At 71.6% G+C, this 15,083-nt stretch carries 12 protein-coding genes; 10 read left to right on the top strand and 2 right to left on the bottom strand.

All coding sequences use genetic code 11. From position 1 onward, the window contains the following. The first annotated feature begins 126 nt into the window (after positions 1–126). The 7 genes from J2S44_RS22430 (at position 127) to J2S44_RS22460 (ending at position 8,390) form a co-directional block, all read left to right on the top strand. Positions 127–1,191, top strand: a complete 1,065-nt coding sequence (locus tag J2S44_RS22430) for a BMP family lipoprotein (RefSeq protein WP_310429850.1) — start codon at positions 127–129, stop codon at positions 1,189–1,191. A 327-nt stretch (positions 1,192–1,518) separates the two neighbouring features. Then, positions 1,519–2,973, top strand: coding sequence for an ABC transporter ATP-binding protein (locus J2S44_RS22435; protein ID WP_310429852.1), 1,455 nt, complete (start codon positions 1,519–1,521; stop codon positions 2,971–2,973). Further along, positions 2,970–4,184: an ABC transporter permease gene (locus J2S44_RS22440; RefSeq protein ID WP_310417315.1), complete on the top strand. Its 1,215-nt coding sequence runs from the start codon at positions 2,970–2,972 to the stop codon at positions 4,182–4,184. The genes J2S44_RS22435 and J2S44_RS22440 overlap by 4 nt, the downstream gene beginning before the upstream one ends. Before the next feature lie 2 nt (positions 4,185–4,186). Continuing rightward, positions 4,187–5,449, top strand: a complete 1,263-nt coding sequence (locus J2S44_RS22445; RefSeq protein WP_310417318.1) for an ABC transporter permease — start codon at positions 4,187–4,189, stop codon at positions 5,447–5,449. Between the two features lie 78 nt (positions 5,450–5,527). Continuing rightward, positions 5,528–6,229 carry a cytidine deaminase gene (locus J2S44_RS22450; RefSeq protein ID WP_310429854.1) on the top strand — a complete coding sequence of 234 codons (702 nt, stop codon included), beginning with the start codon at positions 5,528–5,530 and terminating at the stop codon, positions 6,227–6,229. A 61-nt stretch (positions 6,230–6,290) separates the two neighbouring features. Beyond that, on the top strand, positions 6,291–7,598 hold the full coding sequence (locus J2S44_RS22455) for a thymidine phosphorylase (protein WP_310417321.1): 1,308 nt from the start codon (positions 6,291–6,293) through the stop codon (positions 7,596–7,598). A 96-nt stretch (positions 7,599–7,694) separates the two neighbouring features. After that, positions 7,695–8,390 carry a DUF4272 domain-containing protein gene (locus J2S44_RS22460; RefSeq protein ID WP_306835247.1) on the top strand — a complete coding sequence of 232 codons (696 nt, stop codon included), beginning with the start codon at positions 7,695–7,697 and terminating at the stop codon, positions 8,388–8,390. On the opposite strand, the gene J2S44_RS22465 is transcribed toward J2S44_RS22460, so the two are convergent. After that, positions 8,382–9,209 carry a putative RNA methyltransferase gene (locus tag J2S44_RS22465; protein ID WP_374727890.1) on the bottom strand — a complete coding sequence of 276 codons (828 nt, stop codon included), beginning with the start codon at positions 9,207–9,209 and terminating at the stop codon, positions 8,382–8,384. The genes J2S44_RS22460 and J2S44_RS22465 overlap by 9 nt on opposite strands. Positions 9,210–9,250: 41 nt before the next feature. On the opposite strand from J2S44_RS22465, the gene J2S44_RS22470 reads away from it, so the two are divergent. Continuing rightward, positions 9,251–10,339, top strand: a complete 1,089-nt coding sequence (locus J2S44_RS22470; RefSeq protein ID WP_310417324.1) for an adenosine deaminase — start codon at positions 9,251–9,253, stop codon at positions 10,337–10,339. Between the two features lie 47 nt (positions 10,340–10,386). Here the strand turns inward: J2S44_RS22470 and J2S44_RS22475 are convergent, their stop codons facing one another. Next, complete coding sequence (locus J2S44_RS22475) at positions 10,387–11,019, bottom strand: uridine kinase family protein (protein ID WP_310417327.1); 633 nt, start codon at positions 11,017–11,019, stop codon at positions 10,387–10,389. Positions 11,020–11,191: 172 nt separating this feature from the next. On the opposite strand from J2S44_RS22475, the gene J2S44_RS22480 reads away from it, so the two are divergent. Further along, positions 11,192–14,680 carry a sensor histidine kinase gene (locus J2S44_RS22480; protein WP_374727891.1) on the top strand — a complete coding sequence of 1,163 codons (3,489 nt, stop codon included), beginning with the start codon at positions 11,192–11,194 and terminating at the stop codon, positions 14,678–14,680. Then, a complete protein-coding gene (locus J2S44_RS22485; protein WP_033343732.1) occupies positions 14,677–15,081 on the top strand; it encodes a roadblock/LC7 domain-containing protein in 405 nt (134 codons plus the stop codon). The genes J2S44_RS22480 and J2S44_RS22485 overlap by 4 nt, the downstream gene beginning before the upstream one ends. Positions 15,082–15,083 lie beyond the last annotated feature (2 nt).

Below are 15,083 nucleotides of genomic sequence, written 5' to 3' on the forward strand. Positions count from 1 at the left end.
ACAGGTAGTGCACGGTTGTCTAACCCGTGACCTGGGGCAGCGTACGCTCTCCGTCTCGTGGGATTCACCGCCCGTCGTGCGGTGTGCAGTGATTGGAAGGAGACCCTCTTGCGCGCTGCGCGTGGGATTCAGATTCTTGCGGTGCTGGCGGCCTCCGGGCTCGCCCTCTCCGCGTGTGGCGAGGCTCCGGAGGAGAACGCCGCCGGCGGTGGCGACGCCCCCGCCTACAGCACCTGCATGGTCACCGACACCGGTGGCATCGACGACAAGTCGTTCAACGCGTCCGCCTGGGCCGGCCTGGAGGCCGCCAAGGCCGAGGCCAGCAACATCAGCACGAAGTTCACCGCGTCCAACGCGATCGCGGACTACGAGCCGAACCTGACCGACTTCGCGGCCCAGAAGTGCAACCTGATCCTCGCGGTCGGCGGCCTGATGACCGACGCCACGAAGAAGATCGCGGCCGCGAACCCGAACTCGCAGTTCGCGATCGTCGACGCGGCGATCCCGGACGCGACGAACGTCTACCCGCTGCAGTTCGACACCGCGCAGGCGTCGTACCTGGCCGGTTACCTGGCCGCGGGCTACTCGAAGTCCGGCACGGTGGCCACCTACGGCGGCATGAACATCCCGCCGGTGACCATCTTCATGGACGGCTTCGTCGACGGCGTCGCGAAGTACAACGAGGTCAAGGGCAAGTCCGTCAAGGTGCTCGGCTGGGACAAGGCCACCCAGAAGGGCACGTTCGCGGAGGACTTCACCAGCCAGGCCAAGGGCAAGGCGATCTCCGACACGTTCGTCGGCCAGGGCGCGGACGTGATCCTGCCGGTCGCCGGCGGCACCGGCCTGGGCACCGCGGCCGCGGCCGCCGAGTCCGGCGGCAAGTACAGCGTGATCTGGGTCGACTCGGACGGCTGCGAGGTCGCGGCGCAGTACTGCTCGGCGTTCCTCAGCACGGTCGTCAAGAGCGTCTCCGGCGGCGTCAAGGACGCGGCGCTGAAGGGCTCGAAGGGCGAGAAGCTCGACGCGGCCGTCGGCTACAAGGGCACGCTGGAGAACGGCGGCGTCTCGCTCGGCGCCTACCACGAGTTCGACAGCAAGGTCCCGGCCGAGCTCAAGGCCGAGATCGACCAGCTCAAGAACGACATCATCGCCGGCACGATCAAGGTTGAGTCGGAAGCCGCGCCGAAGTGATGATCTGATAGCAGTGAGAATCGTTCGGTGCGGTGCCGGCCGGCTCGCTGACCCACGGTCACGGGCCGGCCGGCACCGGCGCTGAACGATCCTCGGCATCACCCGGCCGCCGCGCGGAGATCCGTGCGGCGGCCGGCCCGGATGTGGTCCCGGCGGGGCCGCCGGGCATCCGCGCGCGCGGGTGTCCCGCAGCATCGCCGGCCCCGAACACCGCCTCGCCCCCCAGCGGCCACCAGCCGCCGAGGCACCGGATCCAGGAGGTCCGCCCTGAAGCTTGAACTGCGTGGCATCACCAAGCGGTTCGGTGACCTGGTCGCCAACGACCACATCGACCTGACGGTGGAGCCGGGAGAGATTCACGCCCTGCTGGGCGAGAACGGCGCGGGCAAGTCGACCCTGATGAACGTGCTCTACGGGCTGTTGCAGCCGGACGAGGGCGAGATCGTGGTCGACGGCGAGCCCGTGCAGATCAAGGGACCGCGCGACGCGATCGCGGCCGGCATCGGCATGGTGCACCAGCACTTCATGCTGGTCCCGGTCTTCGACGTGGCGGAGAACGTGATGCTCGGCGCCGAGCACGTCCGCGGCGGCCGGCTCGGCTGGCTGGACCGCCGCCGGGCGCGCAAGGAGATCAAGGAGGTCTCCGAGCGGTACGGCCTGCGCGTCGACCCGGACGCGCTGGTCGAGGACCTGCCGGTCGGCGTCCAGCAGCGCGTCGAGATCATCAAGGCGCTCACCCGCAACGTGGACCTGCTGATCCTGGACGAGCCGACCGCCGTGCTCACGCCGCAGGAGACCGAGGAGCTCCTCGCGGTGATGCGCACGCTCAAGGCGTCCGGCAAGTCGATCGTCTTCATCACCCACAAGCTCCAGGAGGTGAAGGCGATCGCCGACCGGATCACCGTGATCCGGCGCGGCCGGACCGTGGGCACCGCGTCCCCGGAGTCGACCAAGGACGAGCTGGCCGCGCTGATGGTCGGCCGTGACGTGGTGCTCGAGGTGCAGAAGGCGCCGGCCACGCCGGGTGAGCCGGTGCTGGAGGTGTCCGGGCTGACCGTCCGGGACGACCGCGGCACCGTGCAGGTCGCCGGCGTGGACCTGACCGTGCGGGCCGGCGAGGTGCTGGGCATCGCGGGCGTGCAGGGCAACGGGCAGACCGAGCTGATCGAGGCCCTGATGGGCCTGCGCGAGATCGAGGCCGGCACGGTCACGCTGGCCGGCGCGCCGATGGCCGGTCGCTCCACCCGGCAGGTGCTGCGGGCCGGCGTCGGCTACGTGCCGGAGGACCGCAGCGTCGACGGCGTGGTCAAGGAGTTCTCCGTCGCGGAGAACCTGGTGCTGGACGTCTACGACCAGGCGCCGTACGCCCGGGGCATGGTGCTCAACCCGGAGCGGATCGCGGCGAACGCGGCCGAGCGGATCGAGAAGTTCGACGTGCGCACGCCGTCCGCGGACGCGCCGGTCGGCACGCTGTCCGGCGGCAACCAGCAGAAGGTGATCGTGGCGCGGGAGATGTCCCGCCCGCTGAAGCTGTTCATCGCCTGCCAGCCCACCCGCGGCGTGGACGTCGGCTCGATCGAGTTCATCCACGCGCAGATCGTGCACGAGCGGGACGTCGGCACCGGCGTGCTGCTGGTCTCCAGCGAGCTGGACGAGGTGATCGGGCTCGCGGACCGGATCGCGGTGATGTACCGGGGCCGGATCCTCGCGATCGTCGGCCCGGACACCCCGGTGGAGAAGATCGGCCTGCTGATGGCCGGCGTTACTGAGGACGCGGCATGAAGGTGGAAGAGTCCCGGCGTGAGCTCACGGCCGGGCGGATCGTCACGGCCATCTGGTCGGCGAACACGGTCACGGTGACGGTGCTGGCGATCATCGCGGCGCTGCTGATCGGCGCCGTGCTGATCATCCTGTCCGACCCGGACGTGCTGGCCACCTACGGCTACTTCACGGCCCGGCCGACGGACGCGCTGACCGCGAGCTGGGAGCTGGTCAGCGAGGCGTACGCGAACCTGTTCAAGGGCGCGATCTTCGACCCGGACGCGGCCTCGGCGAGCACCGCGCTGCGGCCGATCTCGGAGACGCTGACCTACGCGGCGCCGATCGTGTTCACCGGCCTCGCGGTCACGCTGGCGTTCCGCGGCGGCCTGTTCAACATCGGCGCCCAGGGCCAGGCGATCATGGGCTGCATCGCGGCCGCGCTGGCCGGCTTCCTGATCCCGCTGCCGATCGGCGTGCACCTGGTGGTCGCGCTGGTCGCGGGCGCGGCCGGCGGCGCGTTCTGGGGCTTCCTGCCCGGCATCCTGAAGGCCCGGTTCGGCGCGCACGAGGTGATCACCTCGATCATGCTGAACTACATCGCCGCCCTGTTCCTCGGCTGGATCATCATGCAGGCGGGCGTGCACGACCCGAACCGGCAGGACGCGATCAGCAAGCCGGTCGAGTCCTCCGCGCAGCTGCCCGCCCTGCTCGGCGGCGACCAGCGCGTGCACCTCGGCATCGTGCTGGCCGCGCTGGCCACCTGGGGCGTGTCCTGGTTGCTGAACCGGTCGACGTTCGGCTTCGAGCTGCGCGCCGTCGGTGCGAACCCGGACGCGGCGAAAACGGCCGGCATCAGCGTCACCGCGACGTACGCGCTGCTGATGACCGTCTCCGGCACGCTGGGCGGCCTCGGCGGTGCCACCCAGGTGCTCGGCACCGGTTACGCCCTGAACCCGCTGGTGGCCGCGAACATCGGCTTCGACGGCCTGCTGGTCGCGCTGCTCGGCCGCGGCAAGCCGTGGGGCGTGCTGTGGGCCGCGATCCTGTTCGGCGCGCTGCGCGCCGGCGGCAACCGCATGCAGTCGTACGCCAGTGTCTCGCTGGAACTGGTGACCGTGCTGCAGGCGCTCATCGTCATCTTCATCGCGGCACCCGCCCTGGTGAAGGCCATCTTCCGGCTGCGGGCCGCGCGCGCGGCCCGGCTGTCGACCAGCATCGCGAAGGGTTGGTGACCATGTCCACGACCCTTCTCACGGTGGACGACCTGGCGCCCGCTAAGTACTGGACGCGGGAGCGCCGGAGCGGCGCCGTGCTGGTCGTCATCGGCCTGCTCGCCGCGGTCGGCTTCGCGCTGCTGGCCGAGTCCGCGCCGGCCCGGTTCACGCTCGGCGAGGACGCCACCGGCGCCGCGCTCAGCATCGACGGCAAGCTCGGCGCGGCCGTGTTCGGCGCGCTCACCGTGGCCGCGGGCGTCGGCCTGCTGGTCGGCGTGGCCCGGCGGTGGTTCACCGTGCTGCTGGTCGCCGGCGTGCTCGGCTTCGTGCTGTCCTTCCTCTGCTGGCAGGTGGCCGGCAACTTCCTGCCGCTGGTCGGCACCGCGAGCAGCTCGCTCGGCCTGGCCGTGCCGCTGATCCTGGGCGCGCTCTGCGGCGTGCTCTGCGAGCGCACCGGCGTGGTCAACATCGGTATCGAGGGTCAGCTGCTGATGGGCGCGTTCGGCGCGGCGCTGATCGGCACGATGACCGCGAGCGTCTGGCTGGGCGTGCTCGGCGCGGTCACCGGCGGCGTACTGATCGCGGCACTGCTGGCCGTGCTGGCGATCCGGTTCCTGGTCGACCAGGTGGTGATCGGCACGGTGCTCAACCTGCTGGCGCTCGGCGTCACCGGGTTCCTCTACGAGCGGCTGATGCAGACCGACGCGGCCGCGTTCAACACGCCGCCGCGCATGCAGAACCTGCGCATCCCCGTGCTGGCCGACATCCCGGTTGTCGGGCCGGTGCTGTTCGACACCAGCCCGCTGGTCTACATCGCGCTGATCCTGGTCGCGGTCATCCACTTCGGGCTGGCCCGGACCCGGTGGGGTCTGCGGACCCGCGCGGTCGGCGAGCACCCGACCGCGGCCGACACGGTCGGCATCCGGGTGCGCGGCACGCGTTACCTGAACGTGCTGCTCGGCGGCGTGGTGGCGGGCCTCGGTGGCGCGTTCTTCACGCTCGTCTCGACCGGCGCGTTCGGCAAGAACATGACCGCCGGCGCCGGCTTCATCGCGCTCGCGGCGCTGATCTTCGGTGGGTTCCGGCCGGTGGGCGCGCTGCTCGCGGCGCTGTTCTTCGGCTTCGCGAACACGCTGGCGATCTACCTGAGCGCGATCGGCAGTCCGGTGCCGAGCCAGTTCCTGAACATGCTGCCGTACATCGCGACGATCGTGGCGGTGGCCGGACTGGTCGGCCGGGTGCGCGCGCCGGCCGCGGACGGCAAGCCCTACGTCAAGAGCTAGCGTTGCGGGTCCCGGGCGTCCATGCTTCGTTACGGACGCCCGGATCCGTGCGCATACGTCAGGATTGAGGGCGTGACTATGGAGATCGACTGGGCCGAACTGCGCGCCGCTGCCGTCGAGGTGATGCAGCGGGCGTACGCGCCCTACTCGCGATTCCCGGTCGGCGCGGCCGCGCTGGTCGACGACGGCCGGGTGATCGTCGGCTGCAACGTGGAGAACGCCGGGTACGGTGTGGCGCTCTGCGCCGAGTGCGGCGTGGTGTCCCAGCTGCACGCGAGCGGCGGCGGCCGGATCGTGGCGATCTCCTGCGTGGACGCCACCGGTCAGCCGATCATGCCGTGCGGCCGGTGCCGTCAGCTGCTGTGGGAGAACGGCGGGCCGAGCTGCCTGGTCGAGGCGTACCCGAGCCCGCTGCTGATGGACGAGCTGATGCCGCACGGCTTCGGCCCGGCGGACCTGGCCGTGGTGACCAGCTCGCCGGCGCCGAGCGTGCCGGTGCGGCTGTCCAGCTGGATCGGCCAGGGCACCGTCTTCATCCACCCGGAGCTGGACGGTGGCAAGCAGGTGTGGACCGGGTACTGGGACCGCTCCAGCGGTGCCGAGGAGTCCGAGCGCGCCGGGATCCTGGAGGAGGGCCCGATCTGGCCGGACACCGAGGAGGGTGTCCGGTGGGGCCGGGCGCGGACGCCACGCGTGGTCGTGGTGGACGCGGAGGGCGCGATGTCGTGGGCGGGCGAGGGCGACCCGCCGGCCGCGTTCAACGAGGGAATTCCGGCATGACAGAACGTGCTGGCGCAGGGTCCGACGACGGTCGTCGGGGAAGCGCGGCGGAGGAGACGGCATGAGTTTCGCGGCGGTCGACGTGATCCGGGCCAAGCGGGACGGTCAGGTGCTCAGCGACGCGCAGATCGACTGGGTGATCGACGCGTACACCCGCGGCGTGGTCGCGGACGAGCAGATGTCCGCGCTGGCCATGGCGATCCTGCTGCGCGGCATGACCGGGCCGGAGATCGCGCGCTGGACCGCGGCGATGATCGCCAGCGGCGAGCGGCTGGACCTGAGCGCGGCCGGCCGCCCCACCGCGGACAAGCACTCCACCGGCGGCGTCGGTGACAAGATCACGCTGCCGCTCACCCCGCTGGTGGCCGCGTGCGGCGTCGCGGTGCCGCAGCTGTCCGGCCGCGGCCTCGGCCACACCGGCGGCACGCTGGACAAGCTGGAGTCGATCCCCGGCTGGCGCGCCCGGCTGAGCAACGAGGAGTTCCGCACCCAGCTGCGCGACGTCGGCGCGGTCATCTGCGCGGCCGGCGACGGGCTCGCACCGGCCGACCGCAAGCTCTACGCGCTGCGCGACGTGACCGGCACGGTCGAGGCGATCCCACTGATCGCGAGTTCCATCATGAGCAAGAAGATCGCCGAGGGCACCGGTGCGCTGGTGCTGGACGTGAAGGTCGGCTCCGGCGCGTTCATGAAGAACCTGGACGACGCGCGCGAGCTGGCCCGCACCATGGTGGAGCTGGGCGGCGCGCACGGCGTGAACACGGTCGCGGTGCTGACCGACATGTCCACGCCGCTCGGCCTCGCGATCGGCAACGCGATCGAGGTCGAGGAGTCCGTCGAGGTGCTGGCCGGCGGCGGCCCGGCGGACGTGGTCGAGCTGACGCTGAGCCTGGCCCGGGAGATGCTGGCCGCGGCCGGCCGGACCGACGTGGACCCGGCGGACGTGCTGGCCGGGGGCGGTGCGATGGACCGCTGGCGGGACATGATCCGCGCACAGGGCGGCGACCCGGACGCGCCGCTGCCGGTCGCTCCGGAGACCGAGACGCTGTACGCGGCCGCGGACGGCTACGTGACCGCGATGGACGCGTACGACATCGGGGTGGCCGCGTGGCGGCTCGGCGCGGGCCGGGCGCGCAAGGAGGACGCGGTCAGCGCGGGCGCCGGGATCATGCTGAAGGTGAAGCCGGGCGACCCGGTGCGGCGCGGTCAGCCGCTGCTGGAACTGCGCGCGGACGACGCGGCGCGGATCGAGGGGGCGCGCGAACTCGCGCACGGTGCGATTACCATCGCGGACCAGCCGGCCGCGCGGACGCCACTCATCATTGAGCGGATCGGACTGCCCATGGTGCAGGCGTCGCTGACCAGCTAAGGTTTCCGGCCGAGAGCATTGGGGTGCTGTGTCGACAGTCCCGGCGTTCTGTGCCGCAGGTGGGGGAGCACCGGCGGTCCCGCCGGGCAGGACGCGATGGGGAAGGATGCTGTGGTCCTAGCCGTTCCCGACCCCCAGGCGGTACGTGCGGCCAGTCTCGAGGAGCTGCGCCGACTGCGTCTTCCGGTGCCGCCGGACGGGTTTCCGCTGGTGTGGGAGCCGGGCGACGAGGTGGAGCTGCGGCCCACCGATCAGGTGGAGGCGCGCGCGGCGATCCTGCACGTCGTGCTGGCCCGGTGTTTCGGGATGCCGCCCGACGCCGCGATGAGCTGGCTGCTCGGGTCGCATCTGGTGGAGAGCGTCACCGGCCCGGAGTGGCAGTTCGTGATGGGCGGCCGGGGTGACCACCGCTCGTTCGTGCTGCACCACGACGCGGTCTTCGCGCTGGCCTGGGTGCTCGGCCTGACCAAGCACCTGGACCCGATGGAGCCGCCGGACGGGCGCCTGATGGGCCTGCTGCCGAACCTCGCGGCCGGTGAGACCTACCGGCAGTGGCGGTCCCGCACGCTGGTCGCGCCGCGCGACGCGGTGGAGGCGGCCGCGCTGCTCGACCTCTACTACTGCCTGGACTACGCGTACCTGGAGGCGGAACGGCTCGGGCTGCCGTCACCCGGTGCGATAGACGCGAACGCGATCGGGCAGCGGCGCTGGGCGCTGGAGTGGGCGATCGTGTTCCGCGGGCCGTACCACGAGCCGCCGGTCGGCTGGGAGGAGATCGACCTGTCAGTCTGACGGCGCCCAGGTGCCGATCCGGACCGCGGCCGTGACCGTGGCGGCCGCCGCCGGGCCCGCGTGTGCGTGCCAGGCGCTCGGTCCCATGCCGACCACCGCGGCGACCTCGGCCGCGGTCAGGTGGAGCTCGCGCCGGTGGGTGGTGCCGGCCAGCTCGGTGAAGTGACCGCCGAGGCTGCGGGCGATCTTGTCGGGCTTGTCCGGGTCGACCCGGAGCAGGCCCAGCGCGTCGACCAGCTCGCCCAGGTGGTCCGGCTCCGGCGTGACCACCAGCAGCCGGCCGTCCGCGCGCAGCACCCGCCGGAACTCGGCGCCGTTGCGCGGCGCGAACACGTTCAGCACCAGGCCGGCCGCGTCGTCCGCCAGCGGCAGCCCCGCCCAGGTGTCGGCCAGCGCGGCCGGGACCCGCCGGGCCGCGCGCCGCAGCGCCGGCTTGGAGACGTCGAGCGCCAGGCCGTCGGCCCCGGGCAGCGTGGCCAGCACGCCGGCCAGGTGCCGGCCGGTGCCGGCACCGGCGTCCACGACCAGACCCACGCCGGGGTACGCCGTGCGCGCCGCCTCGCCGAGGGCGTCGATCACGAAGTCGTAGTGCCCGGCGCCGAGGAACTCCTCCCGGGCCGCGATCATCTCGGCGGTGTCGCCCACGTGCGGCGTCCGGCCGGTGCTGAGATTGACGTAACCCTGCCGGGCCACGTCGAAGCTGTGCCCGGCCGGGCAGCGCAGCGCGGCGCCGTCCCGGGGTTCGCTGGTCAGCGGGGCGCCGGCACCGCGGGCGGCGCAGACCGGGCAGCGGAGCCGGGCTAGCACGGAGGCGTTCAAACCGGCCTGATTTCCTTTCCGGGAGGCACTAATGTCTCTCCATGGTCGCAATTCCGTACGACGAGATCGTCAAAGCACCCAAGGCCCTGCTCCACGACCACCTGGACGGCGGTCTGCGGCCCGCAACGATAGTCGAACTGGCCGACGGCATCGGGCACCCGCTGCCGGAGACCGACCCGGCCGCGCTCGGCGAATGGTTCGTCACCGCGGCCAACTCCGGCTCGCTGGAGCGCTACCTGGAGACGTTCGCGCACACCGTGGCCGTGATGCAGACCGAGGAGGGCCTGCACCGGGTGGCCCGGGAGTGCGCGCTCGACCTCGCGGCCGACGGCGTGGTCTACGCCGAGGTCCGCTACGCGCCGGAGCAGCACCTGGAGCGCGGGCTCAGCCTGGACGCCGTGGTGGAGGCCGTGCTCGCCGGGTTCCGGGACGGCACGGCGGAGGCGGCCGCGGCCGGCCGGACGATCCGGGTCGGCACGCTGGTCACCGCGATGCGGCACGCGGCCCGCTCACAGGAGATCGCGGAGCTGGCGGTCCGGCACCGGGACTCGGGCGTGGTCGGCTTCGACATCGCCGGTGCGGAGGCCGGCTTCCCGCCCACCCGGCACCTGGACGCATTCGAGTACCTGCAGCGGGAGAACTTCCACTTCACCATCCACGCCGGCGAGGCGTTCGGCCTGCCGTCGATCTGGCAGGCGATCCAGTGGTGCGGCGCGGACCGGCTGGGCCACGGCGTGCGGATCGTCGACGACATCACCGGTGAGTCCGCGCCGGTGCTCGGCCGGCTCGCGTCGTACGTGCGGGACAAGCGCATCCCGCTCGAGCTGTGCCCGTCGTCGAACGTGCAGACCGGCGCCGCGCCGTCGATCGCGGAACACCCGATCGGGCTGCTGCGCGATCTGCGATTCCGGGTCACCGTCAACACGGACAATCGGCTGATGAGCGGAACGTCGATGTCGCGCGAGATGGCGCTGCTCTCCGAGGCGTTCGGCTACGGATGGGCCGAGATGCAGTGGTTCACCATTAATGCCATGAAGAGCGCGTTCGTCCCGTTCGACGAACGCCTCTCGATCATCAACGAAGTGATCAAGCCGGCCTACTCAAAGTTGATCACAGAGCGGCCGCTGTAAAAGATCTGTTACGACTTGCTTTGCGGTTCCTTAGCGGTCGTGCACCGTCAGTTGACCGCGGGCTCGCCGTGCGTCCCGGCCGGGTCCGGGGCGCCGGCCATCGCCCGCACCTCGCGCACGATCCGCCCGGCGCTCGCGGCCCGGCAGCCGAGCGCCACCTGACGGCGGAGCACCACCGGCTCGGCCCGCAGCAACTGCAGCCCGCGCCGGACCAGCAGGGCCGGGGGCTTGCGCCGTTCGGTCAGGTCGCGGCTCAGCCGGCGGGCGAACGTGACGGTCCGCGATCGCCGGAGTGCGTATGCCTCGGCCAGTAGCCCTCGGTCCCGAAGCTCGCGTACGATCTCGGCGGCAAATATCCCCTCGGCCATAAAAATTGGCGAACCGGCCAGGTCGAGCAGCCGAGTGGCTATCCGCCGATCTACCCCAATTGCGTAAACCGGCACTTCGGCCCGGCCACTCTCGGCCAGGCGGGCGATCGTCTCGACCGCCATGGCAGAATCCCAGGCTTGAGGCGACTCCCAATCCGTCCCTTCGGCCGTTCGAGGTAGCGTCGGGTCGTCGCCATCCTTGTAAAAGTCGTCAAGGCAAAGCACAGGAAAGCCGGCTCGCCGGGCTATGTAGGACTTGCCGGACCCCGAGGGTCCGGCCAGCAGAACGACGCGGGCAGGAGAATTGGTCACTATGGGTAGCTCCGGGAAGACACGTTGCAGTCAAACGTCATGAACATCCCACCACACTCCCAGTCCGACCCAACCTGGGCTTTCTCTTTGACACTCGTCGTGATGGAATCTCGAAGGTTCGGCCCACCCGGGTCGAACTATGTTCGGCGGCCACCCACTCGGGGTGGCGCGGATGCTGAGGGGCGGTGACGTGAGCGAGCAGCCAAGGAAGAGGGCGGCGGGAGCCGTCTCTTCACGTCTCCGTTGGCCTGGCAGCCGACTCCGCGACCTGCCGATCTGGTCCAAGCTCGGACTGATCATGATCGTGCCGACCATGGCGACGATCGTCGTGGGTACCAGCGGTCTGATCGACCACATCGAAGAGGCGCGCGACGCCGACCAGGCGCGCACGATCGCCCAGCTGGAGCAGTACTCCGGCGAGCTGATCGACAGCCTGCAGAACGAGCGGGCCGCGGCTGCCCGGTTCCTGAGCACGCCGAACTCGCAGCGCGACGCCAAGGCGGGCCTGCTGGAGACGTTCAACCAGACGCACGCCGTCGTGGACGCCGCGAAGAAGCCCTACTCGCAGCAGCGCACGCTGCTCACCGACCTGCCGGACAGCAACTTCGAGACGCTGCTCGACACGGCCGACGCGAGCCTGGAGGAGCTGCCCGCGACGCGCAGTCAGGTCAGCAACAACTCGCTGCAGCTGTCGTTCGCCAAGCAGAGCTACGACGGCATCATCAACGGTCTCCTGCAGATCCGTAACTCCGCCTCCCAGCTCGCCGGTGACCCGGGCCTGAGCGACCGCATGCGGGCCAGCGCCGCGCTGGCGCAGGAGAAGGAGTACCTCTCCACCCAGCGCGTCATCGTGCACAGCGCGTTTGCCCAGGGCGAGATCACCCCAAACCTCCGCAAGGACTACATCGCGACGCTGACCGGTCAGAACCAGGCGGCCGCCGCGTTCGAGACCGTCGCCACCCGGGAGGACCGGGACTACAAGCGACAGGTGATCGCCGGCCCGGACGAGCGTGAGGCGAAGTCCAACGCCGGTAAGATCGAGGCGAACCAGGACGGTGACATCACGTCGCTCGGCTTCTCCGCGGAGGAGTGGGACGAGGGGATGGCCGGCAAGAACAACCTGTTCCGCACGGTGGAGAAGCGACTGGACGAGCAGACCGTCACCGAGGCTACGACGCTGCGCAACGACGTGCAGCGGCGAGTCCTCGTGGAGACCGGTGTGCTGCTCGGCATGCTCCTCCTCGCGATCCTCTTCGCCTGGCTCGTGGCCCGGTCGATGGCCCGCTCGCTGCGCGAGCTCCGGCACGGCGCGCTCTCCGTCGCGCAGTACGGCCTGCCGCAGGCGGTCGCCCGGCTCCGTGACCCGGCGATCTCCGCGCAGCTGTCGCCGGTGCAGGTGGCCAACCAGATCGCCGAGCCGCTGCCGGTCCGCAGCCGGGACGAGTTCGGTCAGGTGACCGAGGCGTTCAACGCGGTCCACCTGGAGGCGGTGCGCACCGCGGCCGAGCAGGCCGTGCTCCGCGCGTCCGTCTCCACCATGTTCGTCAACCTCGCCCGCCGTTCGCAGATCCTGGTCGACCGGCTCATCGGTCACCTGGACCGGCTGGAGCGCGGCGAGGAGGACCCGGACCGGTTGGCCGAGCTCTTCCAGCTCGACCACCTGGCCACCCGAATGCGCCGCAACGACGAGAACCTCCTGGTGCTCGCGGGTGCGGACTCCACCCGCGTGCAGCGCGAGCCGGCCGCCCTGATCGACGTGCTGCGCGCCGCGCAGTCCGAGGTCGAGCACTACACCCGGATCGACTTCGGCAACATCGACAAGGACATCGAGATCTCGGCGCACGCCGTCAACGACCTCGTGCACCTCGTCGCCGAGCTGTTCGACAACGCGACCGCGTTCTCGCCGCCGGACTCGCAGGTCATCGTCGAGGCCCGGATCTACGGTGACCGCGCGACGCTGTCCGTCGAGGACCGTGGCATCGGCATCGCGCCGGACCAGATGCGCGACCTGAACGAGCGGCTGCAGCGTCCGCCGACCGTGGACGTCACGGTCTCCCGGATGATGGGCCTGGTCGTGGTCGCCCGCCTGGCGGCCCGGCACGGCGTCAAGGTCGAGCTGCGCTCCGCCAAGGAGCGCGGCACCGTCGCCGAGGTCACGCTGCCCACGGCGGTGCTGGCGTCGCACACGGCCGTCGGCGGTGGCCGGACCCCGGCCACGGTGGGCGGTGCCCGGCCCGAGCCGGCGGCGTTCGGCGGCGGTCCGGGCGGCTTCGGCTCGCCGCTGGCGCTGGAGGGTGGCTCCGGCCGCCCGCCGTCGCAGCGGGAGTCCGCGCCGTCGCTCGGCGGCTTCGCGAGCGAGCCGCTCCCGTCGTTCGGCGGGTTCGGCAACGACCCGGCGCCCACCTCGGGCGGCCCCACCCGGTCCATGCCGGCCTGGTCCGACCTGACCGGCGCCGCGCCGGGCGGTGGCACCAACGGGTCGAACGGCGGCCCCTCGAACGGCAACAACGGCAACAACGGCTTCGGCAGCTTCAACGGCTTCGGTGGCGGCCCGGCCGGTGGCGGCCCGCGCAACGGTCGTGCGACCGACGCGTTCGGCGCCAACGGCAGCCGTGCCGAGGGCCTGCCGCAGCGCCCGCGCCAGGACGGCCCGGCGCCGATGGACGACTTCGCCGGACCGGCGTCGCCGACCATCCCGCGGCAGAAGCCGGCCACGCCGGAGCAGCAGCGCGGCCCGGTGCCGCCGCTCTCCGTCCCGCCGGTCGCGTCGGCCCCGCCGGCGAGCGGCCCGACGTCGGCGCCCTCGGCACCGCCCGTGTGGCCGCCGATCGCACCCGCGGCGGAGAACCCGGCACCCCCGGTGCCGGAGAAGCTCGCCTCGTCGCTGGACCTGACCGCCGAGATCCCGCGGTACCGTCCGGAGAACGGCGCACCCACGGTGCCGCCGGTCGCCGCGGTCCCGTCGTCGGCGCAGCCGATCCCGTCCCCGGTGTCTCCGGCCACGCCCGCTCAGCCGGCCCCCCAGGCCGCGCCGAGGCAGCAGCCGGTGGTGGACGAGACCATGGAGCTGCCGATCTTCCGGGAGCTCGAGTCGGCCTGGTTCCGCACGCAGAAGGCGTCCGGTAAGCCGGCCACCGGTCCGACCGGTGCGGCGGCCACGCCCAGCCCGGCCGAGGCCGCGAGCGCCCCGACCCAGCAGTACGGGACGATCGAGGCGAGAAAGCGTAGTCTTCCCACGCCGGGTGGTGCAGCGCGCACGCCGGAGCCGGTCACCGCCGGGTCCGGGGCGCCGGTCACCACCGGCGACGGCGCCACGTCGCAGCGGATCTCCACCGAGCCTTCCGGGTGGCGGACCGCGGCCGACGAGGGCTGGCGGACGGCCGCCTCGGTCGCCGCGGCCGCGGGTGACACGGCGTCTGAGACCACCCAGGCGGGCCTGCCGAAGCGCAAGCCGATGGCACAGCTCGTTCCTGGTGGAATCGAGAAGGGGACCACGGTCGTCAACAAGCGGTCGCCCGAGGGGGTGCGCGGACTTCTGTCCGCCTACCACCGCGGCGTGCAGCGCGGGCGTACCACGGGTCCCAAGGACAACCCGACCGGTTCAGAGGGAACATTGGACGGGCAGCAATCCTCGCAGGCTGGCAAGGAGCATGAGGGATGACAACAACGCAGGACCTCGGTTGGTTGCTGGCGAACTTCGCCGACCGCGTTCCGGGTGTCGCGCATGCGGTCGCCGTATCCGCCGACGGTCTGCTTCTCGCCGGGTCCCGTGATCTTCCGCGGGACCGGGCCGACCAGCTGGCGGCCATCGCGTCCGGTCTGGTCAGCCTGACTCAGGGCGCGGCCCGCTGCTTCGAGGGCGGCGCCGTGCTCCAGACGGTCGTGGAGATGGACAACGGGTTTCTCTTCCTGATGTCGATCTCCGATGGCTCGTCCTTCGCCGTGCTGGCCGCGCGGAGCTGTGACGTCGGCCAGGTCGGTTACGAGATGGCCCTGCTGGTGGACCGGGTGGGCGACGCCCTGACCCCGGCTCCGCGTACCGCGGCGGGGATGGTTGGCTAACA

The sequence above is a fragment of the Catenuloplanes niger genome, from assembly GCF_031458255.1.
Taxonomy (GTDB): domain Bacteria; phylum Actinomycetota; class Actinomycetes; order Mycobacteriales; family Micromonosporaceae; genus Catenuloplanes; species Catenuloplanes niger.

What these genes read in the sequence shown, in the direction of transcription:
- J2S44_RS22440 (WP_310417315.1), top strand. Translation starts at nt 2,970, where the DNA reads ATGAAGGTGGAAGAGTCCCGGCGTGAGCTCACGGCCGGGCGGATCGTC.
- J2S44_RS22445 (WP_310417318.1), top strand. Translation starts at nt 4,187, where the DNA reads ATGTCCACGACCCTTCTCACGGTGGACGACCTGGCGCCCGCTAAGTAC.
- J2S44_RS22450 (WP_310429854.1), top strand. Translation starts at nt 5,528, where the DNA reads ATGGAGATCGACTGGGCCGAACTGCGCGCCGCTGCCGTCGAGGTGATG.
- J2S44_RS22455 (WP_310417321.1), top strand. Translation starts at nt 6,291, where the DNA reads ATGAGTTTCGCGGCGGTCGACGTGATCCGGGCCAAGCGGGACGGTCAG.
- J2S44_RS22460 (WP_306835247.1), top strand. Translation starts at nt 7,695, where the DNA reads ATGGGGAAGGATGCTGTGGTCCTAGCCGTTCCCGACCCCCAGGCGGTA.
- J2S44_RS22470 (WP_310417324.1), top strand. Translation starts at nt 9,251, where the DNA reads ATGGTCGCAATTCCGTACGACGAGATCGTCAAAGCACCCAAGGCCCTG.
- J2S44_RS22480 (WP_374727891.1), top strand. Translation starts at nt 11,192, where the DNA reads ATGCTGAGGGGCGGTGACGTGAGCGAGCAGCCAAGGAAGAGGGCGGCG.
- J2S44_RS22485 (WP_033343732.1), top strand. Translation starts at nt 14,677, where the DNA reads ATGACAACAACGCAGGACCTCGGTTGGTTGCTGGCGAACTTCGCCGAC.